The following is a 23,063-nucleotide window of genomic DNA, read 5'->3' on the forward strand; positions in this document are numbered from 1 at the left end:
TTCCTACGCTTTTTCCTTCCAAAAAATAATAGAGAGAGGTGAAGGGAATGGTTAAACATAATGTACATGCATCGGTGAAAGATGAAAAATTAGTTGCGTTAAGACGTGAGCAAATGATTAAAGGTGCGGTGCAACTGTTTAAACAAAAAGGATTTCCGCGTACAACAACGAGAGAAATTGCAAAAGCGGCTGGATTTAGTATAGGGACACTTTATGAGTATATTCGTACAAAAGATGATGTTTTGTATTTAGTTTGTGATAGTATTTATGAACATGTAAAAGAAAGATTAGAGGAAGTAGTTTGTACAGAAAAAGGGAGTGTAGAAAGTTTAAAGATAGCAATAACGAATTATTTTAAAGTGATGGATGAATTACAGGAAGAAGTATTGATAATGTATCAAGAGGTACGCTTTTTACCGAAAGAATCACTTCCGTATGTATTAGAAAAGGAGTTTCAAATGGTAGGAATGTTCGAGAATATTTTAGAACAGTGTACGGAAAATGGAACATTTACATTAAATAAAAAAGAAATACAGCTTCTTGCCCATAATATTTTTATACAAGGACAGATGTGGGGATTTAGACGCTGGGCGCTGCAAAAACTGTATACGCTCGAAGAATATACAGAAATGCAAATTAGGTATGTATTGCAAGGGGCCCATATGCTTCCGAAATAAGGAACAGACAAATTATAATTTTACTACCCTATAAAAGTTTCCCGTTTTTTTTGTAGCATATTTGTGCGACTTTTGTTTATAATGAATAGTATGGATTTTTTTAAGCAGGCCGTTATATATAAGGTTATATTTGATGAAAGGAAGTGCCGCATAAGTGGATTTTAAGCAATATTCACCAGAAGAGCTAAAAGAATGTTCAATGATTGAAGTTGTACATAGCGTTTTAGGGGATAAAAAACAAGCAACGACATTCAACGAGTTGGTTCAAGAAATCGCTCAAGTGCTGGGACTATCTCAAGAGCAAGTTAATGCGAAAATCGCACAATTTTATACAGACTTAAACATTGATGGACGTTTCATTAATTTAGGAGAAAATCGTTGGGGGCTACGCAGCTGGTACCCATACGAGCAAATTGATGAAGAAATCTTGCCTCAACCAAAACCGAAGAAGAAACGTAAAGTTGAAGAAGACGGTTTTGACGACTACATTGAAGAAGATGAAGATGACTTCGACGATGCAGACGTAAGTGAAGACGAAGATGATGATGTAGAAGATTTGGACAAGGTTCTTGAAGAAGAAGACGGAGATGACGACGATCTTGATGATTTAGACGAAGATGACGACGACTTCGCTGAAGAAGAACTTGAGTATGACGAAACTGAAGAAGAAGAAGAGGAAGAACTGTAGTTCTTGACTTTTCATTATCGTCCATGTAGAATCATTTTTGGGCTCTTTAAAAAAGGACGATAATACTTTTAAAGTGTAAATATAAAAGAAAATTGCTCCCTACTTATTACTTTTTGTGATGAGGGGAGCAATTTTCTTTTTTGTTTTTTGTTTAGAAAATAAAAAGAGTCTAACAATAAGATGGATACAGTGTTATCTACATACGTTGCGCTTTGCAACGGTGATTATATAACAGCAAAATAGAAGGGAGCTTTTTCATGACTAAGTATATTTTTGTAACAGGCGGTGTAGTATCGTCTTTAGGAAAAGGTATTACAGCAGCATCTCTTGGAAGACTTTTAAAAAATCGTGGTTTAAACGTAACGATTCAAAAGTTTGATCCATACATTAACGTAGACCCAGGGACTATGAGCCCATATCAACACGGTGAGGTATTCGTAACAGATGATGGCGCAGAAACTGACTTAGACCTTGGTCACTATGAGCGTTTCATCGACATTAACTTAAACAAATACAGCAACGTAACAACAGGTAAAATTTACTCTTCAGTTCTTCAAAAAGAGCGTCGCGGTGAATATTTAGGAGGAACCGTTCAAGTTATTCCTCACATTACTAACGAAATTAAAGAACGCGTATATCGTTCTGGTCGTGAAACAAATGCGGATGTTGTTATTACAGAAATCGGTGGAACTGTTGGTGACATCGAGTCTCTACCATTCTTAGAAGCAATCCGTCAAATTAAGAGCGACATCGGTCGTGACAATGTAATGTACATTCACTGTACGTTAATCCCGTACTTAAAAGCAGCGGGTGAAATGAAGACAAAACCAACACAACATAGTGTTAAAGAACTTCGTAGCTTAGGTATTCAACCAAACATTATCGTTGTTCGTACAGAAATGCCTGTTTCTCAAGATATGAAAGACAAGCTTGCATTATTCTGTGACATCGATACAAAAGCGGTTATCGAAGCTCGCGATGCAGATACTTTATATGCGGTCCCATTATCTCTTCAAGAACAAAACATGGACCAAATCGTTTGTGACCACTTAAAATTAGACAATCCAGCTGCAGATATGACAGAGTGGACTGCTCTAGTTAACAAAGTGCGTAATCTTTCTAAGAAAACAAAAATCGCTCTTGTTGGTAAATATGTAGAACTTCAAGATGCTTATATTTCTGTTGTAGAAGCACTTCGTCATGCTGGTTACTCATTCGACACAGATGTAGAAGTAAAATGGGTAAATGCTGAGCACGTAACAGCAGAAAACGTAAAAGAATTAGTTGGCGATACAGATGGTATCCTTGTACCAGGTGGCTTCGGTGATCGTGGTGTAGAAGGTAAAATCGTTGCGATTCAATATGCTCGTGAAAACAAAGTTCCATTCTTAGGAATTTGCTTAGGTATGCAACTTGCATCAATCGAATTTGCACGTAATGTATTAGGTTTAGAAGGTGCTAACTCTTCTGAAATCAACCCTGACACACCATATGCAATCATCGACTTATTACCAGAACAAAAAGATGTAGAGGACCTAGGTGGTACACTTCGTCTTGGTCTATACCCATGTAAGCTTGCTGAAGAAACAAATGCTTACAATGCTTATAATGAGCCGGTTGTATATGAACGTCATCGTCATCGTTATGAGTTCAACAACCAGTTCCGTCCGGATATGGAAAAAGAAGGATTTGTATTCTCTGGTACAAGCCCAGACGGTCGTCTAGTTGAAATCATTGAATTAAAAGATCATCCTTGGTTCGTGGCAGCACAGTTCCACCCAGAACTTGTTTCTCGTCCAAACCGTCCACAACCATTGTTCCATGACTTCGTAAGAGCTTCTATTACGAATAAAGAGAGCAAGTAATAAAAAAAGCGCCTGAAATAAGGCGCTTTTTTTAATATTCATTTAACATTTCATCGATTGTGAATTTGATCCCGTGATAAGCAAATAAGGCTACTATTAAACTTGGGAATCCGTAGCGATTACCTTCATCGTCTGGAATAAGACCTTGTAACAGTTTTGTATCAATATGTACGTCTGTATATCGTTCGAGTGATTCCGTACCTTCTTGAAGAGCAGAAATGCCGACAATAGAGTGTCCCTCTTCTTGTAGTTTTTTTGCAATTTCTACAACCGCTTCATCTGTTGAAAAACGGCTAATAAGAAGTACACGATCCGCAGAGGTTACTTCTGCTTCTTTACCATTTTCAAATAAGCGTTTTGCTTGCTTCATTGGTTCAGCACCGAATAGTGCCTCGGCAACAACGCCCTCCATTTCATTTGTACCATGTAAATAAATGAAACCATCGCCAACTAATGCTTGAGCAAGTAAACGAGCGCTATCTTCTATATTCATTTCTTCTTTTTGAGAAACTCTGGAGAAATAACCACTTAATTGAGTTGAAAAAATTTTTAACATAATGTTACTCCCTTCGTACGTGTTTGCCGGCTTTCATTATAATTTATTTTTTTAGAAAGGTGAAATCGTAGGGTAGCATAACAAAATAGGAAACGGTAAAATAAGAAAGAATAGGAAGGAATTTGCCAAAGAATAGCGAAATTAAATCGTTAAGATATAAGAAGCTTTAAATCTTGTACTTACACAGAAAGGTTGGGAATTATGGAAGGTAAAATTTTAATCGTTGATGATCAATATGGGATTCGTGTGTTATTACATGAAGTGTTCCAAAAAGAAGGTTATCAGACATTCCAAGCAGCGAATGGATTTCAAGCTTTAGATATCGTGAAAAAAGATAATCCAGATTTAGTAGTGTTAGATATGAAAATTCCAGGCATGGATGGTATAGAGATTTTAAAGCATGTAAAAGAAATTGATGAGAGTATTAAAGTAATTTTAATGACTGCTTATGGAGAGCTTGATATGATCCAAGAAGCAAAAGATTTAGGAGCTTTAATGCATTTTGCTAAACCATTTGATATTGATGAAATTCGTCAAGCTGTGAGAAATGAGCTCGCTGTAGAGGCATAAAAATGAATTTTTTATAAAAAATATGGAAAAAAGCGTTTACATGGACTATTGTGCAGGTGAATACGGTTGAGTTTTTGAGTACAAGTTGTTATCCTATTGAGTGTAGAAAAAAGTCCGGTATGTAGATATACATATTTTACCTTATTCTGGTCATACTACCAGCGATAAGAACTTATCGGATACAAAAAACGTTTTTTAGGAGGATTCACCATGCCTTTAGTTTCTATGAAAGAAATGCTAAACAAAGCACTAGAAGGAAAATACGCAGTTGGTCAATTCAACATGAACAACTTAGAGTGGACTCAAGCTATCTTAGCTGCTGCGGAAGAAGAAAAATCTCCTGTAATCCTAGGTGTATCTGAGGGTGCAGCTCGTCATATGACTGGTTTCAAAACAGTTGTAGCTATGGTTAAAGCTTTAATCGAAGAAATGAACATCACTGTTCCTGTAGCGATTCACCTTGACCATGGTTCAAGCTTCGAAAAATGTAAAGAAGCAATCGATGCAGGTTTCACATCTGTAATGATCGACGCTTCTCACCACCCATTCGAAGAAAACGTTGAAACTACTAAACAAGTAGTAGAATACGCACACGCTCGTAACGTATCTGTTGAAGCTGAGCTTGGAACAGTTGGCGGACAAGAAGACGACGTAATCGCTGAAGGCGTAATTTACGCTGACCCAGCAGAGTGTAAGCACCTTGTTGAAGCAACAGGTATCGATTGCCTAGCTCCAGCTTTAGGTTCTGTACACGGTCCTTACAAAGGTGAGCCTAACTTAGGATTCGCTGAAATGGAACAAGTTCGTGACTTCACTGGCGTACCTTTAGTATTACATGGTGGTACTGGTATCCCAACTGCTGATATCGAAAAAGCTATCTCTTTAGGTACTTCAAAAATCAACGTAAACACTGAGAACCAAATCGAGTTTACAAAAGCTGTTCGTGAAGTATTAAATAAAGACCAAGAAGTTTACGATCCTCGTAAATTTATCGGACCTGGCCGCGACGCTATCAAAGCAACTGTTATTGGTAAAATTCGCGAATTCGGTTCTAACGGTAAAGCGTAAGAATAAAATTCCGTTTTGGAAACCGTCTAGTCTTTTAGACGGTTTCCTTTCGTTGTATAATGAAAGCGTGAACAAGTCTAAAGATTTTATCATTTTTGGTTTTTAAATAGAAAATAATGTGCATAGTCCTATTAATAAATGTGATAACGTATCTAAATTGATAAAGTAAATTCGATGAATAGTTGATCTTTATCTATTCGTGCTACAGGAGAAATGAAGATAATGGTTTCCTATTTATTGAGTTTTGGGATGGAAAGAGTAATTGAGATTCTTAAGGGGAGCTTTCTATAAAAAGATAGAAAGTAAATACATTCACAAGAAGGGAGCTCAATATGGAAAAATTGCTAATTGAAGGCGGAAGAGCTTTAAATGGAACAATTCGAGTAAGTGGTGCAAAGAACAGTGCCGTTGCATTAATTCCAGCGACAATTTTAGCAGATACTCCAGTAACTATTGGTGGTGTCCCTAATATTTCGGACGTGAAAATGTTAGGAGACTTACTAGAGGAAATTGGAGGGAAAGTAACTTATGGACAGGAGGAAGAGATGGTAGTCGATCCTTCTAACATGGTTGCAATGCCTTTGCCAAATGGAAAAGTGAAAAAATTGCGCGCTTCTTATTATTTAATGGGTGCAATGCTTGGCCGTTTTAAAAAAGCTGTTATTGGGCTTCCGGGTGGATGTCATTTAGGACCGAGGCCGATTGATCAGCATATTAAAGGGTTTGAAGCGCTAGGTGCACATGTTACGAATGAACAAGGTGCCATCTATTTAAGAGCAGATGAGCTACGCGGGGCACGTATTTATTTAGATGTTGTTAGTGTAGGAGCTACGATTAATATTATGCTAGCAGCTGTACGAGCGAAAGGTAGAACTGTTATTGAAAATGCAGCGAAAGAGCCTGAGATCATTGATGTAGCTACATTGTTAACAAGCATGGGAGCACGTATTAAAGGTGCTGGTACTGACGTAATCCGAATAGATGGTGTTGACTCTTTACATGGTTGTCACCATACTATCATCCCAGATCGTATTGAAGCTGGTACGTATATGATTCTAGGAGCTGCATCAGGAGGAGAAGTAACGGTTGATAACGTTATTCCTCAGCATTTAGAATCAGTTACTGCAAAGCTAAGAGAAGCTGGTGTTCAAGTTGAAACGAACGATGATCAAATTACGGTGAACGGTAATAGAAAGTTAAAAGTAGTTGATATCAAAACGCTTGTATATCCAGGTTTTCCAACGGATTTACAACAGCCGTTTACGACGCTTTTAACAAAGGCACACGGGACGGGAGTTGTAACAGATACAATTTACGGTGCCCGTTTCAAACACATTGATGAATTACGTCGTATGAATGCTCAAATTAAAGTAGAGGGTCGTTCGGCAATTGTAACTGGTCCTGTGTTACTGCAAGGTGCAAAAGTGAAGGCGAGTGATTTACGAGCAGGAGCGGCACTTGTTATTGCAGGGTTAATGGCAGATGGAATTACAGAAGTAACAGGACTTGAGCATATTGATCGAGGTTATGAGAATATAGTGGACAAGCTTAAAGGGCTTGGTGCAAACATTTGGCGAGAACAAATGACAAAGCAAGAAATTGAAGAAATGAAGAACGCATAAGTGATACTTCCGCAAGGGGGAAGCGAAGCATCACTACTTGCGGAAGTACACTTTATAGAAAAACACGGTTCACAAAATACGGCAGAAATATAAAGGCTTAAAGGAGAGGGATTATCGTGGAAAGAAGTTTATCTATGGAGTTAGTACGTGTAACAGAGGCTGCAGCTTTATCATCAGCGCGTTGGATGGGGCGCGGGAAAAAGGATGAGGCAGACGGTGCAGCAACATCAGCTATGCGTGATGTATTTGATACAATTCCGATGAAAGGTACAGTTGTAATTGGTGAAGGTGAGATGGATGAAGCACCAATGCTATATATCGGAGAGAAATTAGGTACAGGATATGGACCACGTGTAGACGTTGCGGTTGATCCTTTAGAAGGGACAAACATCGTAGCAGCTGGTGGCTGGAATGCTCTTGCTGTCATTGCAATTGCAGACCACGGTAATTTGTTACATGCCCCTGACATGTACATGGATAAAATCGCGGTTGGCCCAGAAGCAGTTGGGGCGGTCGACATTGATGCGCCTATTATTGATAACTTACGTGCAGTTGCGAAAGCGAAAAATAAAGATATTGAAGATGTTGTAGCGACAGTTTTAAATCGTCCACGTCATCAAGAAATTATTGAAGAAATTCGTAAAGCTGGTGCGCGCATTAAATTGATTAATGATGGAGATGTAGCTGGAGCGATTAATACAGCGTTTGATCGTACAGGTGTAGATATTTTATTTGGATCTGGTGGAGCACCTGAAGGTGTATTAGCAGCAGTTGCTTTAAAATGTTTAGGTGGAGAAATTCACGGAAAACTATTGCCACAAAACGAAGCTGAATTAGCACGTTGTAAAAAAATGGGCATAGAAGACATTAATCGTATCCTTCGCATGGAGGACTTAGTAAAAGGTGACGATGCAATCTTTGCAGCAACAGGCGTAACAGATGGAGAACTATTACGCGGTGTTCAATTTAAAGGTAGCGTAGGAACAACGCAATCCCTTGTTATGCGCGCAAAATCAGGCACAGTTCGCTTCGTAGATGGTCGTCATAGCTTAAATAAAAAACCAAACTTGGTTATTAAATAAAAAGCGTAAGCAGCTCCTTCAGAAAGGTTAAAATGGTCGATCTTTCTAACTATCGGAGCTGGAACTAAATTAAATAAGAAGCGAAGACAAATTTTCTTGTCTTCGCTTCTTGTATTTGTGTTCCAACGTATTGATTAAAACTAGATAAAAGGGTTACAATAGTGAATATTACCCTACTTGAACTTATTGCCTTTCATTATTAATTATTTGCCTTCCGTATTTTTTCCCTTTACCCATGAAAAAAGAGAATAACGTTAAAGTGTGGTGTCTGAATGAATTTGTCAATTGCAGCATTAGAAAACATGAAATTAAAAGAGTTATACGAGCTTGCGAAAGAATTTAAGATTTCGTATTATAGCAAGTTAACGAAAAAAGAGCTGATTTTTTCTATTTTGAAAGCTCGAGCAGAAAAAGAAGGTTTCTTTTTCATGGAAGGCGTATTAGAAATTATTCAATCAGAAGGATTTGGATTCCTACGTCCTATCAACTATTCTCCAAGCTCAGAAGATATTTATATCTCAGCTTCGCAAATTCGTCGTTTCGATTTACGTAATGGAGATAAGGTTTCTGGTAAAGTACGACCTCCGAAAGAAAATGAACGCTATTTTGGGTTATTACAAGTTGAAGCTGTAAACGGAGATGATCCAGATTCAGCAAAAGAGCGTGTGCATTTCCCTGCATTAACACCATTATACCCAGATCGCCAAATGAAATTGGAAACGGAACCGAAAAAGTTACCGACACGCATCATGGATTTAATCGCACCAGTTGGATTTGGACAACGTGGTTTAATTGTTGCGCCTCCAAAGGCTGGTAAAACAAGTCTATTAAAAGAAATCGCGCACAGTGTTACAACAAATCATCCGGAAGCAGAACTAATTGTACTTTTAATTGATGAGCGTCCAGAGGAAGTAACAGACATTGAACGTTCTGTTAAAGGAGATGTTGTAAGTTCTACTTTTGATGAAGTACCAGAAAATCATATTAAAGTAGCGGAGCTTGTGTTAGAACGTGCGATGCGTCTTGTAGAGCACAAGAAAGATGTTATCATTTTAATGGATAGTATTACCCGTTTAGCTCGAGCTTACAACCTCGTTATTCCACCAAGTGGTAGAACATTATCAGGTGGTATCGATCCAGCTGCCTTCCATAGACCGAAGCGTTTCTTTGGAGCTGCACGTAATATTGAAGAAGGCGGTAGCTTAACAATTTTAGCAACAGCCCTTGTTGATACAGGATCACGTATGGACGATGTTATTTACGAGGAATTTAAAGGAACTGGAAATATGGAACTTCACTTAGATCGTTCATTAGCTGAACGTCGTATCTTCCCAGCGATTGATATTCGTCGTTCTGGTACACGTAAAGAAGATCTATTAATTCCAAAAGAACATTTAGACAAGTTATGGGGCATTCGTAAGACAATGCGTGATACACCAGACTTTGTTGAAAGTTTCTTACGTAAGCTTCGTCAAACGAAGACAAATGAAGAGTTTTTACAAAACATTGTTGCAGACTCGAAAAGGTATGTAACAACTAAGTAAAGGGAAAAAATCAAGACTCGCTTATTTTATAGTAAGCGAGTTTTTTATGCTGTTTAGGTGATATTAAAGAGAGAAATAAGTGAAAGAACCTGAGTTAGTCAGAGCTGGATGAGCTCCCTCCAGCGGCTAGAATGGTCGATGGCTTCGCGTCTTCCTACAAGGTAAAAAGCACCTCTACGTCAGAAGCTCCATCCCCCTCCCATTCTGAACGAGCCGCTTCTGCTTTTAAATTGTATCTAGTTCCGACGGCTAGCTCTTCGTGTCTAAGAACCTCCCGCACTAAAGGTAAAAAGCACCTTTTGTGCGAGAGAACCTTAGCCGGTCAGAGCTAAACGAGCCGTCTACACTTTTAATTTCAAAAGACAAAAACAGGTAGTTGCAAAATGAAGTTAGCCTTGTTATAATTTCATCATATGTGTTTCATCAATATAGTTGTGTATGCAGCTGAAGATGAAAAACTCTGTTTCGAAAATGATTCAGGGCGGAAGGAGATGAAAAGAATGAAAGCAGGAATTCACCCAGATTACAAGAAAGTTGTATTCATGGACACAAACACAGGCTTCAAATTCTTAAGCGGATCTACTAAAGGATCTAACGAAACTGTTGAGTGGGAAGATGGTAACACTTATCCATTACTAAAAGTTGAGATCAGTTCTGATTCTCACCCATTCTACACTGGACGTCAGAAGTTTGCTACTGCAGACGGACGCGTTGACCGCTTCAATAAGAAATACGGTCTTAAGTAATAAAAACATAAAACAGGCAAGTGTATGTATTCGCTTGTCTGTTTTTTTTGCGAAAATATTATACCTTTACCCTACTTTTAACTGAAAAGTAGATGAAAGGAGAGCTTCATGTACTTAATAAATCAAAATGGCTGGATTGAAGTGATTTGCGGTAGTATGTTTTCTGGCAAGTCAGAAGAGCTAATCCGCCGTGTGCGCCGTACGCAATTTGCAAAACAACATGCAATTGTATTTAAACCATGTATTGATAATCGATATAGTGAAGAAGATGTTGTATCACATAACGGATTAAAGGTAAAAGCAGTTCCTGTTTCAGCTTCAAAGGATATATTTGAACATATTACAGAAGAGCTGGATGTTATTGCAATCGATGAGGTGCAATTTTTTGATGGGGACATTGTGGAAGTGGTGCAAGTATTGGCAAATCGTGGCTATCGTGTCATTGTAGCTGGTTTAGACCAAGATTTCCGTGGTCTACCATTTGGACAAGTTCCTCAGCTGATGGCGATTGCTGAACATGTGACAAAACTACAAGCAGTATGTTCTGTATGTGGATCTCCAGCAAGTCGTACACAACGATTAATTGATGGAGAACCAGCGGCATTTGATGATCCAATTATTTTAGTTGGAGCTGCAGAATCGTATGAACCACGTTGTCGTCATTGTCATGCAGTACCTGCAAACAAAGATAAGTAAAACTCGCTGCGCAAGGCGGGTTTTTTTCAAAATAGAGAGTGTGAGTGGTGTGATCCGCTTACGCTTTTAAATATATCTAGTTCCGGTGGCTAGCTCTTCGCATCTAAGAACCTTCCGCCCGAAAGGTAAAAAGCACCTTTAGGTCGAAAGAACCTTAGTTGGTCAGAGCTGAAAGAGCCACTGCCACTTTTAAATATATTATCTAGCTCCAGCGGCTAGAATCTCCGGCCATTTCGCTCTCTCGCTCGAAGCAAAAAGCGCTTCAAGGTCGAGAGCTCCAATGGCCTGCAATTCTGAGCGAGCCGCTTGCGCTTTTAAATATAATTTGCGTTTTTTTGAGTAAGTACCATATACTATTTGTATTAGATACTAGGATGTAGAGGTGAATGATGTGTTAGATCGTTTGCAAGCTGTAGAAAATCGTTATGAGAAGTTAAATGAATTGTTAAGTGATCCAGCGATTATTAGTGATTCAAATAAGCTTCGTGAATATTCAAAGGAACAGTCTGATATACAGGAAACGGTAGAGGTGTATCGTGAGTATAAGGATGTTCGTGAGCAATTAAAAGATGCGAAAGCAATGTTAGAAGATAAGTTAGACGCAGAAATGCGTGAAATGGTAAAAGAAGAAGTTTCTGAGTTAGAATCACAAGATAAAACATTATCAGAGCGTCTGAAAATTTTACTTGTTCCAAAAGACCCTAATGATGATAAGAACGTTATCGTTGAGGTTCGTGGAGCTGCTGGTGGAGACGAGGCAGCTTTATTTGCTGGTGACTTATACCGTATGTATAGCCGTTACGCTGAGGTACAGGGCTGGAAAACGGAGATTATTGAGGCTAGCTATACAGAGTTAGGTGGATATAAAGAGATTATCTTTATGATTAATGGTAAAGGTGCTTTCGCGAAGCTGAAATTCGAGAATGGTGCTCACCGTGTACAACGTGTTCCTGAAACGGAATCTGGTGGACGTATTCATACATCTACAGCAACTGTAGCTGTATTACCAGAGGCAGAAGAAGTAGAAATTGATATTCATGAGAAAGATGTTCGTGTTGATACATTCGCTTCTAGTGGACCTGGTGGACAGAGCGTTAATACAACGATGTCAGCGGTGCGTTTAACGCATTTACCGACTGGTGTAGTTGTATCTTGTCAGGATGAGAAATCACAGATCAAGAATAAAGAAAAAGCGATGAAAGTATTACGCGCACGTGTTTATGATAAGTTTAGACAAGAAGCGCAAGCTGAGTATGATCAAAACCGTAAACAAGCTGTTGGTACGGGAGATCGTTCAGAGCGTATTCGTACGTATAACTTCCCGCAAAACCGTGTTACAGACCATCGAATCGGTTTAACGATTCAAAAGCTAGATCAAATCTTACAAGGTAAGTTAGATGATTTCATCAATGCCTTAGTGATGGAAGATCAGGCTCAAAAGATGGAGGCAGCTGAGTAATGCGTGTCTATGAAGCCCTGAAATGGGCTTCTTCTTTTTTACAGGAAAATGGACGAGATGAAAATGCGGGAGAAATTGTCCTTTGTCATGTATTAAAGGTGAACAGAACAGGATTACTTATGAATATGCGTGAAGAAATAACTGAGGAACAAGAGAAAAGCTTTACGGAGTTTATCCATAAGCATGTAGAAGGTATTCCTATTCAATATATGATTGGTTATGAAATGTTTTATGGACGGTCTTTCTTTGTGAATGAAGAAGTATTAATACCAAGGCCGGAAACAGAAGAGCTTATAGTGGGAGTATTAGAAAGAATCGAGCGCCATTTTGGTGATGAGAAACTACATGTAGCAGATATAGGTACAGGTAGTGGAGCGATTTCTATTACGCTTGCTTTAGAAAATAAAAATCTTCATGTGTATACAGTAGATATTGCACAAGAGTCGATTGAAGTTGCAAAAGAAAATGCAAAAGCTTTAGGTGCAGAAGTAACGTTCTATCACGGTGATTTATTGTCACCATTTCATAAAACGGGTCAAAAGCTAGATGTTGTTGTTTCAAATCCTCCATATATACCGGAAGAGGATTGGCGTGGTCTTTCTCCTGTTGTGAAAGAGCATGAGCCGAAGAGAGCACTTGTTGGTGGTGAAGACGGATTAGATTTCTATCGCCGTTTTATGGAAGAATTGCCGAATGTGTTGCAGAAGAAAGCGATTGTGGCGTTTGAAATTGGAGTAGGACAAGGTGAGGATGTAAAAAGATTGTTACAACAAGCTTTTCCACATGCTCATGTTGAAGTTGTTTTCGATATTAACGGAAAAGATCGTATGGTATTTGCAGAGATGGAGTAAGGTTCACACCTTACTCTATTTTTTTGTGGAAAAATTCATATAGATTTTGAATTTAATAGTTTAGAAAGATGAAAGTCTGTCCACACTGTTTGTAGAAGGGACGGTGGAGGAAATGAAAAAACAAGTTATTGCTTATCTTCTTATACTATTAATTGGTGCACAGTTACTTGTGCAGTTTGGATATATGAAAGCTGATGCGAAAGGGCCTTCAGTTATTCCGAAAGAGGCCGTTCGATTACGAATTTTAGCAAATAGTGATTCAGATAAAGACCAGGCATTAAAGCGTAAAGTGCGTGATGAAGTAAAAGCACAAATTGATGGATGGGTAGCGGATTTAACTTCATTTGAAGAGGCGCGCAAAGTAATTCAAAGTCATATTCCAGAAATCGAGAAAACGGTGGAAAATACGTTAAAAAGAGAAGGAAGTAAAGAATCATTTCAAGTGAAATTTAGTAAGAATGTAAAGTTTCCTACAAAGGTATATGGGAATTTTATTTATCCGGCAGGGGAATATGAAGCAGTCTTAATTACAATTGGGGAAGGTGAAGGGGCAAACTGGTGGTGTGTATTATTTCCACCGATGTGTTTCTTAGATTTTTCAAGTGGTACAGCTGTAAGGAAAGAAGAACATGTTGTGAAGGCTGAATCTCCTGAAGAGGAGCAAGTAAAACAAATAGATAATGAAGAAGTAGTAAATTTAGAAGAGAAAAAAGAGGATGAGGTAAAAGAAACGAAAGTTGTAAAGCGGGAAGCAGTAAAAAAAGTAACAGCTTCTGAAAAGAAAGTAGTGAAAAATGAAACAAAAGTCGAAGAGCAGCCTGTAAGTAAAGAAGAAACGAAAAATGTGGAAAAAGTGGAGAAATCTGTGGAGAAAAAACAAGAAAAGCAAAATGAGTATGTAAAAGTAGAAGAGGAAGAAGAAAAGCCAGAAGTTAAATTGTTTATTGTAGAAGCTTTTACATCTTTATTCTCTAAATAGTACTATTAATAAATCCCTCCTCATATATAAAAATGAGGAGGGATTTATTATGAAGAAAGTGTATTTTGCTACGAAAGCAGATGTGGAAAGATTACATTCTTTTTTCGGACAAGCTAATAAAAAAGATGATAAAATAAATGAGTTGTACGCACAATTTATGATTTTGGAAGAGGCGGAAGAAATACGAGCTGTAATTGGTTATGAACAAAGTGGGGAAGATGTACTTATTCGTTCTTGTTTATTCACACCTCATGTGGATAAACAGACTTTCTTATATTTTTTTGAAATGTTTTTGCAGTATATGAAAGAAAAAAGTGTTCAACAATTGTACTTACTAACAAATCATCCACAATCTGTACCGATCTTTCAGTTCTTTGACTTTTTTACTATAGAAAAGGATGAGGTTCCAGAGGGAATTCAACAGCTAGAACATTTTTGTAAAAATATAAAAGAGCAGAATGCAATAATACTAAATTGTCAGCTATTCACAAAGTTATCCACGGATTAATTAGGTTTATCCACATTTTGTGGATAAACCTTGTTTGTCTTTTGGATAAATCTCATAGTAAACTAAAAATAGACAAGTATTTAAGGCTAGAAAAGGACGTGGAAAAAAATGCATACAAATATGTGGGTTGTGGATAATGTTGTGGAAAGAAAAAAATATTATCCACAGTTACAAGAAGCAGCAAAATTATTAAGAGAAAATGAGGCGGTTGCTTTCCCTACGGAAACAGTATATGGGTTAGGGGCAAACGCGATGGATGATGAAGCAATCGCGAAAATTTTCGAAGCGAAAGGAAGACCGAGTGATAATCCACTCATTGTCCACATAGGTACAAAATCTCAGTTAGATGGGATTGTGAAAGAAATTCCACCAGTTGCAGAAAAGTTAATGGCACATTTTTGGCCAGGACCATTAACAATTATTTTGCCGAGAAAAGAAGGAATTTCAGAGAAGGTGACGGCAGGACTTAATACGGTTGGAGTAAGAATGCCTGATCATCCAATTGCACTTGCTCTTATTGAAGAGGCGAATGTACCTGTTGCGGCACCAAGTGCGAATCGTTCAGGGCGTCCAAGTCCAACATTAGCTTCTCACGTATATGAAGATTTGAATGGGAAGATTGCAGGTATTGTTGATGGTGGTGCAACTGGAGTAGGCGTTGAATCAACTGTAATTGATTGTACAAGCACGGTTCCAACAATATTACGTCCAGGTGGGATTACGAAAGAACAATTAGAAGCGGTGATAGGTACTGTTTCTTTAGATCCAGCTTTAAAGGATGAGAAGGAAAAACCGAAATCGCCTGGAATGAAATACACACATTATGCGCCGAAAGCACCACTTAGTATTGTCGAGGGCTCACGTGAGTTTATTCAGCATCTTGTGGATGAGAAAAAGAAAGAAGGATTTAAAGTAGGCGTATTAACGACAGAAGAGTATCAGCATGTATATAGTGCAGATGTTATATTATCTTGTGGTGTTAGAAGTGACTTAGCTAGCGTTGCGACTAAATTATATGATGTACTTAGAACATTTGATGCAAGTGAAGTGGATGTTATTTTTAGTGAGTCATTCCCTAATGAAGGAATAGGGAATGCAATTATGAATCGTTTAACAAAAGCGGCAGGACATCATATTATTATTGAATGATAAGATAAGATTAGCAAACAGAATATTTCTCCTTGGATAAGCATATTGTGAAGTAGCACGTCCAAGGAGGGGCATGAATGACGTTTGAACAGCTAATACCTTTAATAATTATGGCATTCGCCTTAGGGATGGATGCGTTCTCGGTGAGTCTTGGTATGGGGATGATGCCCCTAAAGTTAAGACAAATCCTGTATATTGGTATGACGATAGGGATATTTCATATTATTATGCCGTTTATAGGAATGGTACTAGGTCGTTTTTTATCAGAGAAATATGGAGATATCGCACATTTTGCGGGTGCTATTTTATTAATCGGACTAGGGTTTTATATCGTATATTCGACCATTTTACAAAATGAAGAGACTAGAACTGCCCCTATTGGAATTAGTTTATTCGTATTTGCATTTGGCGTCAGTATAGATAGTTTCTCAGTAGGGCTTAGTCTTGGTATTTATGGGGCACAGACAATTATTACGATTTTACTTTTTGGATTTGTTAGCATGTTATTAGCGTGGATTGGTTTATTAATTGGGAGACATGCGAAAGATATGCTCGGTACATACGGTGAGATAGTAGGTGGTATCATTTTGGTTGGGTTTGGATTATATATCCTTTTTCCTATATAATTTTATGTAGGAGGGAATTATGAACAAGCTATTGGAATGGTATGTTAAATTTTTAACCTTCTTTCCTCGATGGCTAAGAAGACTTATAATTTGGGGTATTATTTTGCAAATTTCGATGTTAGGTTGGATTAAGTTAATTCGTGAATGGTGAGATAGTTCCTTTCTGTGAATATTTTGTTTGTACTATATTTATTACGCTAAAAATTACAGATATAGAAAGGATGAGATGAATGACGAGATTGAAGCAAGTTTTTGGTATTATTATTAGTTTTTTTGTTTTTTGGTTTAGTATGCTCGGTGTACAAATGTTTGCTGAGTTTTTAGATATTGAGTCATTGAAATTTGTTGCGGGAAAGACTGAGGCGGCGCGTGCCTTTTACTCTCCGTACCCGTTTTTAATTGTTTTTCTTATTACATTGCTTTCCCTATACTTCTTCGTAATTAAGCTAGGGAAGCCGAAAAAAGAGAAAATGCCTACTTTAGAGGAAAAGAAGGAAGAATTACAATGATAAAATCCCCTGCTAAAAAGCAGGGGATTTTATATTTGAGTGATGGGAGGAATCTAGCTGCCTCCGCTTTTAGATGTTATCCAGCTTCAGCGGCTAGAATCTCCGGTCATTTCGCTCTCTCGCATGAAGCAAAAAGCGCTTCAAGGTCGAGAGCTTGAAGTGCCCTGCGATTCTGAGCGAGCCGCTTCCACTTTTAGATATTATCCAGCTTCAGCGGCTAGAATGGTCGGTGGCTTCGCGTCTTCCTGTGAGGCAAAAAGCGCCTCTACGTCAGAAGCTCCATCCTCCTCCCATTCTGAACGAGCCGCTTCCGCTTTTAGATTGGCCTAACTAATTCAAATTGTTCTCCTAATTTTGCATAGTTGTGTCCTGCTAGGCGGCTTATTGGTTTGAGTCCTTCGGCGTGAATGCGCCCTTTTTCATATAGATGTTCGGCAACGTGGAAACGAACGACGCGTCCAATTAGTAGATCACAAGCTGGTGAGTCTTCCGTTCCGCCAAGTGGAATTGCACGTTCTAATACGCATTCCATTCGAATATTTGCTTCTTTTACACCTGGAACAGAGATGACTTCACTTTCGATTGGTGTTAGTTTTGCTAGTTCAATTTCACTTTCATTTGGCGGGAGGTTAGCTGCTGTTTCGTTAATTGCTGCTACATATGATTCGTCAGAAATATGTACGACAAATTCTCCTTTTTCAATTGCGTTTCGGGAAGTGTCCTTTCTTTCTCCTGCTTTTCGTTGTACAGATACTGAGATAAGTGGTGGATTAGCAGCGACAATATTGAAATAACTATATGGTGCTCCGTTTAGTACACCTTCTTTTGTTACAGAAGTAACGAATGCGACAGGGCGAGGGATGATACTTCCAGTAAGTAATTTGTAATTATCTTTTTCAGTTTGTTCATTTGGATTAATGGATAACATGCTTGTAATCCCCTTTCTAAATATGAATACTTATTGTTTGTTTACAAGATAACGATGAGAAAATCCTGCTGGAAATAATATTTTGTTTCATAAAAAGAACTTACTTCAATTGTAATGAAGTAAGTTCTTTTTCGAGAATCTCAAATTTGAGATAAAAATTAAAGTAAAACGTATGCGCCAGGTCCGATTAAAGCTACACCAACAGCGACAGCGATTAACATTAAGTTATATTCATATCCGTTTTGTGTTACCCAGTAACCATTTTTTCCGTGAACAGTGAAGATAGCCATTAACATTGTTCCAACGATAAATAATGAACCAACTACAATGAAAATACCTGATGCAAATAAGAAACCACCTAGTAATTCAGTTGCGCCAGCCATAAATGCCATAAATACACCAGGACGTAAACCGATTGACTCCATCCAGCCACCTGTTCCTTTTAAACCGTAACCGCCGAACCAACCAAATAATTTTTGAGCGCCATGACCCATGAATGTAATTCCTATAATAAGACGAATAATAAGTAGACCGAAATCCATCATTTTTAAAAAACCTCCCAAAAGTTATTAACTTACCTTACGTAAGTAATGATAAAATAGTTGCTTACTTTAGTCAAGTGGATTTTGAAAAAAGTTTGAATTAAATTTTACAAATTAACAACAAAAAATAAAATGTAGTAAAGACCTCTAGACAAGTTAGGCAAAAAAAGAGAAAATATAAATAGAAGTTAACTTCTAATTGTTATTCAGACAATCAGAATTGACTGGAATTTTGTGAAGCGCTACAATAAGAGTCTATTAGTAATGACATAATTTATTTCGAAAGCGTTTTTACAGTATAATATTCGAAGTATGAAGTCTTACATGTATCCCGAGTTTTACTAGGGATTGCCCTATAAACTTTTAGGTAAATTATAAGGAGGACTATCCTATGTTTAAAAAATTATTCGGTCTTGGTTCAAAAACAAATGAAGAAACAATCGTAGCTCCATTAACTGGAGCAGTGAAAAATATTGAAGAAGTACCAGATCCAGTATTTGCTGGTCGTATGATGGGTGACGGTGTTGCAATTGATCCTACTGAAGGTGTAGTTGTATCTCCAGTTGATGGTGAAATCGTACAATTATTCCACACAAAACATGCTATCGGAATTAAAGCGAAAAACGGTACAGAAATTTTAATCCACGTTGGATTAGAAACTGTAAAAATGGAAGGTGAAGGTTTCGAAGCTCACGTTTCTGAAGGCCAAGCTGTGAAAGCTGGAGATAAATTAATCTCATTCGACTTAGAATTAATCCGTGAAAAAGCGAAAAGCACAATTACTCCAATTGTTATTACAAACACAGATGCAGCTGAGTCTATTAAGACAACTGTAGGCGTAGCAGCTACAAAAGGTTCAACAGAAGTAATGAAAGTTACAATGAAATAATTGCAATATAAGAGGAATCCGTTTCGTATGAAATGGATTCCTTATTTTTGTTGCGTGTTCAGTATGTATGTTAAAATACTCTAGGCACTTGGAAATAGGGTTTCACATATATGTGGATAAGGCGCATTTTTCTTAGAAAAAATATAAGAGAAATGCGCCTTTTGTATATTCACATTTCTTTTGTTCTATTCTAATGTAAGTTATGATGAATGATAAGAAATCGAATATAGGGGTGGGTTTGAATGAAACGAGTGTTATTTGTTTGTACTGGCAATACATGTCGTAGTCCAATGGCTGAGGCGTTGCTTCGTCATCACGGAGGAGATAAGTTTGAAGTGCAATCTGCTGGTGTTTTCGCCTATCCTGGGAGCGATGCATCGGTACATGCGAAGGAAGCTTTAGCTGAAAAAGGAATTTCAATTGATCATGCGGCGCAGCAAGTAAATGAAACTTTGCTTGATTGGGCTGATATTGTCGTAACGATGACAGAAAACCATAAGCAAATTGTACTTGGGCATTATCCGAGCGTTGAAAAGAAATTAAATACGTTATATGGATTAGCTGAAGGTATAGGCAAGGACATTTCAGATCCATTTGGAGGCTCGCTTTCTATTTATAAAGAAACGTTAGATGAGATGGAAAAACTTGTACAAACTTTACTGAAAAAACATTCAGTAGGTTGATGTTTCGTGTATAATACGATATTGGAGATCACTTCTTCCTATATGAGGTAGCGAGTGTGAAATGAAGATAATTGATTGAAACTTTGGAGGGGTAAAAATGAAAGTAGTAATAGCATCTGATCACGGCGGTATGAATATCCGCAAAGAACTTGTAAGTTTATTAGAAGAGTTAAATATTGAATATATTGATTTAGGTTGTGAATGTGAAGCTGGTTCTGTTGATTACCCTGACTTTGCGTTTCCAGCAGCTGAAATGGTAGCGAATGGTGAAGTAGATCGTGGTATTTTAGTTTGTGGGACAGGCATTGGTATGTCAATCGCAGCAAACAAAGTAAATGGTATCCGTTGTGCGTTAGTTCATGATACTTTCAGCGCGAAAGCGACGAGAGAGCATAATGACACTAACATGCTAGCAATGGGCGAGCGTGTAATTGGTGCTGGTCTAGCACGTGATATCGCGAAAATTTGGTTAACAACTGATTATGAAGGTGGTCGTCACGAAAACCGCGTAGGAAAAATTAAAACATACGAAACAAAGTAATAGATTCTAACTATCAGTAGTGTGAAATATAATTTGGTGAACCAACCTGTGAAAGGAAGAGGCGTAATGACAGAAATCGTAAAGGTAAGAGAACAGCTACAAATGTCGCTTTCTGATTTCCAAGAACAAGCTTCATTACAAAGCGGTCAAGTTTTTGTAGTGGGTTGTAGCACGAGCGAAGTGCTAGGCGAAAGAATTGGAACATCAGGAACGATGGAAGTAGCAGAGGCGATTTTCTCTGAGTTAAAACAATTTCAAGAGCAAACAGGTATTGAATTAGCGTTTCAATGTTGTGAGCATTTAAACCGTGCTTTAGTGGTTGAGAGAGAAGTAGCGATAAAATATCAATTTGAAATTGTAACAGTTACGCCTGTTAGATCAGCAGGTGGTGCATTGGGGACATATGCGTATCACAATTTGAAAGATCCGGTAGTAGTTGAGTTTATTAAAGCTGATGCAGGAATGGATATTGGTGATACATTTATCGGTATGCATTTAAAGCATGTAGCTGTTCCGGTTCGTACAAGTGTGAAGGAAATTGGAAGTGCGCATGTAACGATGGCCAAAACACGTGGAAAACTAATTGGTGGAGCACGTGCTGTCTATGCGGCAGTGGAAGAGACTACCACTTGCCGTTAAATATGAGAAATTAGGAAGTCATATAGTACCTGTTTATCATAAGATAAAAGGTATGTTGTCTGACTTTATAATAGAAGAAAGAAAAGACCGATTTTCGGTCTTTTTTTTCTTTTATGATATAGAAAGTCATGTTAGAATGTAGTTGAAAACATGAAGGTTCGAAAGAATTACAACCTGAATTTTCGTTTTTTCTGAATAAATAAGAAAAAACTGTTGGGAATCGATGTAATTCGTTCAGAAAAGGGGGATTTTGGTGGATCATTTAAAACGTCAAGATGAAAAGGTATTTGCTGCAATTGAGGCAGAACTAGGAAGACAGCGTTCAAAGATTGAGTTAATTGCTTCGGAAAACTTCGTAAGTGAAGCAGTAATGGAGGCACAAGGTTCTGTTTTAACGAATAAGTATGCTGAAGGATATCCTGGAAAACGTTACTATGGTGGCTGTGAACACGTAGACGTAGTAGAAGATATCGCACGTGATCGCGTGAAAGAAATTTTCGGCGCAGAGCACGTAAATGTTCAACCACACTCTGGTGCACAAGCGAACATGGCAGTATACTTCACGATTTTAGAGCAAGGCGATACAGTACTTGGTATGAACTTATCTCATGGTGGTCACTTAACACACGGAAGCCCTGTTAACTTCAGTGGAGTACAATATAATTTCGTAGAATATGGCGTGGATGCTGACTCTCACCGTATTAATTACGATGATGTATTAGCAAAAGCGAAAGAACATAAACCAAAATTAATCGTTGCAGGTGCAAGTGCATACCCTCGTGTTATCGATTTCAAGCGATTCCGTGAGATTGCAGATGAAGTGGGCGCTTATTTAATGGTTGATATGGCACATATCGCAGGTTTAGTAGCTGCTGGTTTACATCCAAATCCAGTACCACATGCACATTTCGTTACAACGACAACACATAAAACGTTACGTGGTCCGCGTGGTGGTATGATTTTATGTGAAGAGCAATTTGCAAAACAAATTGATAAATCAATCTTCCCTGGTATTCAAGGTGGTCCACTTATGCACGTAATCGCTGCAAAAGCTGTTGCATTTGGTGAAGCACTTCAAGATGATTTCAAAACATATGCACAAAATATCATTAACAATGCGAACCGCTTAGCTGAAGGTCTTCAAAAAGAAGGACTTACACTTGTTTCTGGCGGAACAGACAATCACTTAATCTTGATTGATGTTCGTAACTTAGAAATCACAGGTAAAGTAGCAGAGCACGTATTAGATGAAGTTGGTATTACAGTGAACAAAAATACAATTCCATTTGAAACAGCAAGCCCATTTGTAACAAGTGGTGTACGTATCGGTACAGCAGCTGTAACATCTCGTGGTTTTGGTTTAGAAGAAATGGATGAAATTGCGTCACTTATTGCTTATACATTAAAAAATCATGAAAATGAAGCTGCATTAGAAGAAGCACGTAAGCGTGTAGAAGCGTTAACTAGCAAATTCCCAATGTATCCAAATCTATAATAGATTGAAGAAGACTGCCGAGACTTAATTGTTTTGTCGGTCTTTTTTTTGGACATATATTATTTTTAAAGTATGTATACAAATGATGAATAAATTTTGGCGATATAATGAAGGATACAGCTCCCATAATTGGTAAAGATACTAGATAGAT

At 37.9% G+C, this 23,063-nt stretch carries 26 protein-coding genes; 23 read left to right on the forward strand and 3 right to left on the reverse strand.

Going from position 1 to position 23,063, the window contains the following annotated elements:
* Nucleotides 1–47: 47 nt before the first annotated feature.
* From DN401_RS19775 to pyrG, 3 genes are all read left to right on the forward strand, one after another.
* Nucleotides 48–677 carry a TetR/AcrR family transcriptional regulator gene (locus tag DN401_RS19775; RefSeq protein WP_000238605.1) on the forward strand — a complete coding sequence of 210 codons (630 nt, stop codon included), beginning with the start codon at nucleotides 48–50 and terminating at the stop codon, nucleotides 675–677.
* Nucleotides 678–831: 154 nt separating this feature from the next.
* The gene (gene rpoE / locus DN401_RS19780) at nucleotides 832–1,365 is read left to right on the forward strand and encodes a DNA-directed RNA polymerase subunit delta (RefSeq protein ID WP_000346279.1); all 534 of its coding nucleotides are present in this window, start codon (nucleotides 832–834) and stop codon (nucleotides 1,363–1,365) included.
* 257 nt (nucleotides 1,366–1,622) lie between these two features.
* Nucleotides 1,623–3,230 carry a CTP synthase gene (pyrG, locus tag DN401_RS19785; RefSeq protein ID WP_000170460.1) on the forward strand — a complete coding sequence of 536 codons (1,608 nt, stop codon included), beginning with the start codon at nucleotides 1,623–1,625 and terminating at the stop codon, nucleotides 3,228–3,230.
* Nucleotides 3,231–3,261: 31 nt separating this feature from the next.
* On the opposite strand, the gene DN401_RS19790 is transcribed toward pyrG, so the two are convergent.
* Nucleotides 3,262–3,786, reverse strand: coding sequence for a DUF2529 domain-containing protein (locus DN401_RS19790; RefSeq protein ID WP_000912403.1), 525 nt, complete (start codon nucleotides 3,784–3,786; stop codon nucleotides 3,262–3,264).
* A gap of 201 nt (nucleotides 3,787–3,987) precedes the next feature.
* Here DN401_RS19790 and spo0F point away from each other — a divergent pair, with 201 nt between their 5' ends.
* From spo0F to DN401_RS19860, 15 genes are all read left to right on the forward strand, one after another.
* Nucleotides 3,988–4,356, forward strand: coding sequence for a sporulation initiation phosphotransferase Spo0F (gene spo0F / locus DN401_RS19795; protein WP_000398594.1), 369 nt, complete (start codon nucleotides 3,988–3,990; stop codon nucleotides 4,354–4,356).
* A 210-nt stretch (nucleotides 4,357–4,566) separates the two neighbouring features.
* The gene (locus tag DN401_RS19800; RefSeq protein ID WP_001131855.1) at nucleotides 4,567–5,424 is read left to right on the forward strand and encodes a class II fructose-bisphosphate aldolase; all 858 of its coding nucleotides are present in this window, start codon (nucleotides 4,567–4,569) and stop codon (nucleotides 5,422–5,424) included.
* A gap of 332 nt (nucleotides 5,425–5,756) precedes the next feature.
* A complete protein-coding gene (gene murA / locus DN401_RS19805; protein ID WP_000413254.1) occupies nucleotides 5,757–7,046 on the forward strand; it encodes a UDP-N-acetylglucosamine 1-carboxyvinyltransferase in 1,290 nt (429 codons plus the stop codon).
* A 116-nt stretch (nucleotides 7,047–7,162) separates the two neighbouring features.
* Nucleotides 7,163–8,128 carry a class II fructose-bisphosphatase gene (gene glpX, locus DN401_RS19810; RefSeq protein ID WP_000442340.1) on the forward strand — a complete coding sequence of 322 codons (966 nt, stop codon included), beginning with the start codon at nucleotides 7,163–7,165 and terminating at the stop codon, nucleotides 8,126–8,128.
* A 272-nt stretch (nucleotides 8,129–8,400) separates the two neighbouring features.
* Nucleotides 8,401–9,672 (forward strand): transcription termination factor Rho, encoded by a 1,272-nt coding sequence (gene rho, locus DN401_RS19815; protein WP_001053903.1) that lies wholly within the window; start codon nucleotides 8,401–8,403, stop codon nucleotides 9,670–9,672.
* Between the two features lie 500 nt (nucleotides 9,673–10,172).
* Entirely contained in the window at nucleotides 10,173–10,418 is a 246-nt protein-coding gene (locus DN401_RS19820) for a type B 50S ribosomal protein L31 (RefSeq protein WP_000643433.1), read from the forward strand.
* A 108-nt stretch (nucleotides 10,419–10,526) separates the two neighbouring features.
* Nucleotides 10,527–11,114, forward strand: coding sequence for a thymidine kinase (locus DN401_RS19825; protein ID WP_000280858.1), 588 nt, complete (start codon nucleotides 10,527–10,529; stop codon nucleotides 11,112–11,114).
* 391 nt (nucleotides 11,115–11,505) lie between these two features.
* Nucleotides 11,506–12,573 carry a peptide chain release factor 1 gene (gene prfA, locus DN401_RS19830; RefSeq protein ID WP_000887064.1) on the forward strand — a complete coding sequence of 356 codons (1,068 nt, stop codon included), beginning with the start codon at nucleotides 11,506–11,508 and terminating at the stop codon, nucleotides 12,571–12,573.
* A complete protein-coding gene (prmC, locus tag DN401_RS19835; protein WP_001267065.1) occupies nucleotides 12,573–13,424 on the forward strand; it encodes a peptide chain release factor N(5)-glutamine methyltransferase in 852 nt (283 codons plus the stop codon). Before prfA ends, prmC begins: the two co-directional genes overlap by 1 nt.
* Before the next feature lie 112 nt (nucleotides 13,425–13,536).
* A complete protein-coding gene (gene spoIIR / locus DN401_RS19840) occupies nucleotides 13,537–14,403 on the forward strand; it encodes a stage II sporulation protein R (protein WP_002184088.1) in 867 nt (288 codons plus the stop codon).
* 49 nt (nucleotides 14,404–14,452) lie between these two features.
* Complete coding sequence (locus tag DN401_RS19845) at nucleotides 14,453–14,911, forward strand: GNAT family N-acetyltransferase (protein WP_000758437.1); 459 nt, start codon at nucleotides 14,453–14,455, stop codon at nucleotides 14,909–14,911.
* 108 nt (nucleotides 14,912–15,019) lie between these two features.
* Nucleotides 15,020–16,060: an L-threonylcarbamoyladenylate synthase gene (locus tag DN401_RS19850; protein WP_000557353.1), complete on the forward strand. Its 1,041-nt coding sequence runs from the start codon at nucleotides 15,020–15,022 to the stop codon at nucleotides 16,058–16,060.
* 77 nt (nucleotides 16,061–16,137) lie between these two features.
* A complete protein-coding gene (locus DN401_RS19855) occupies nucleotides 16,138–16,686 on the forward strand; it encodes a manganese efflux pump MntP (RefSeq protein WP_000142475.1) in 549 nt (182 codons plus the stop codon).
* A 19-nt stretch (nucleotides 16,687–16,705) separates the two neighbouring features.
* Nucleotides 16,706–16,837, forward strand: a complete 132-nt coding sequence (locus DN401_RS30260; RefSeq protein ID WP_001037634.1) for a hypothetical protein — start codon at nucleotides 16,706–16,708, stop codon at nucleotides 16,835–16,837.
* Nucleotides 16,838–16,916: 79 nt separating this feature from the next.
* Nucleotides 16,917–17,195: a DUF3935 domain-containing protein gene (locus tag DN401_RS19860; protein ID WP_000197472.1), complete on the forward strand. Its 279-nt coding sequence runs from the start codon at nucleotides 16,917–16,919 to the stop codon at nucleotides 17,193–17,195.
* 316 nt (nucleotides 17,196–17,511) lie between these two features.
* Here the strand turns inward: DN401_RS19860 and DN401_RS19865 are convergent, their stop codons facing one another.
* Nucleotides 17,512–18,123 (reverse strand): flavin reductase family protein, encoded by a 612-nt coding sequence (locus DN401_RS19865; protein ID WP_000949054.1) that lies wholly within the window; start codon nucleotides 18,121–18,123, stop codon nucleotides 17,512–17,514.
* A gap of 158 nt (nucleotides 18,124–18,281) precedes the next feature.
* Entirely contained in the window at nucleotides 18,282–18,668 is a 387-nt protein-coding gene (locus DN401_RS19870) for a DoxX family protein (RefSeq protein WP_000968616.1), read from the reverse strand.
* Between the two features lie 388 nt (nucleotides 18,669–19,056).
* On the opposite strand from DN401_RS19870, the gene DN401_RS19875 reads away from it, so the two are divergent.
* The 5 genes from DN401_RS19875 to glyA all read left to right on the forward strand — a co-directional run bounded on the left by DN401_RS19875 (nucleotide 19,057) and on the right by glyA (nucleotide 22,912).
* On the forward strand, nucleotides 19,057–19,554 hold the full coding sequence (locus DN401_RS19875; RefSeq protein WP_000473665.1) for a PTS sugar transporter subunit IIA: 498 nt from the start codon (nucleotides 19,057–19,059) through the stop codon (nucleotides 19,552–19,554).
* 242 nt (nucleotides 19,555–19,796) lie between these two features.
* Nucleotides 19,797–20,237, forward strand: a complete 441-nt coding sequence (locus tag DN401_RS19880) for a low molecular weight protein arginine phosphatase (protein ID WP_000832371.1) — start codon at nucleotides 19,797–19,799, stop codon at nucleotides 20,235–20,237.
* 97 nt (nucleotides 20,238–20,334) lie between these two features.
* The gene (gene rpiB / locus DN401_RS19885; protein ID WP_000869542.1) at nucleotides 20,335–20,778 is read left to right on the forward strand and encodes a ribose 5-phosphate isomerase B; all 444 of its coding nucleotides are present in this window, start codon (nucleotides 20,335–20,337) and stop codon (nucleotides 20,776–20,778) included.
* A gap of 66 nt (nucleotides 20,779–20,844) precedes the next feature.
* A complete protein-coding gene (locus DN401_RS19890) occupies nucleotides 20,845–21,417 on the forward strand; it encodes a TIGR01440 family protein (protein ID WP_000136386.1) in 573 nt (190 codons plus the stop codon).
* A 253-nt stretch (nucleotides 21,418–21,670) separates the two neighbouring features.
* Nucleotides 21,671–22,912, forward strand: a complete 1,242-nt coding sequence (gene glyA, locus DN401_RS19895) for a serine hydroxymethyltransferase (protein WP_000349805.1) — start codon at nucleotides 21,671–21,673, stop codon at nucleotides 22,910–22,912.
* Nucleotides 22,913–23,063: the final 151 nt, after the last annotated feature.

This window comes from Bacillus sp. BF2-3 (assembly GCF_008368795.1).
Lineage (GTDB): Bacteria > Bacillota > Bacilli > Bacillales > Bacillaceae_G > Bacillus_A > Bacillus_A cereus.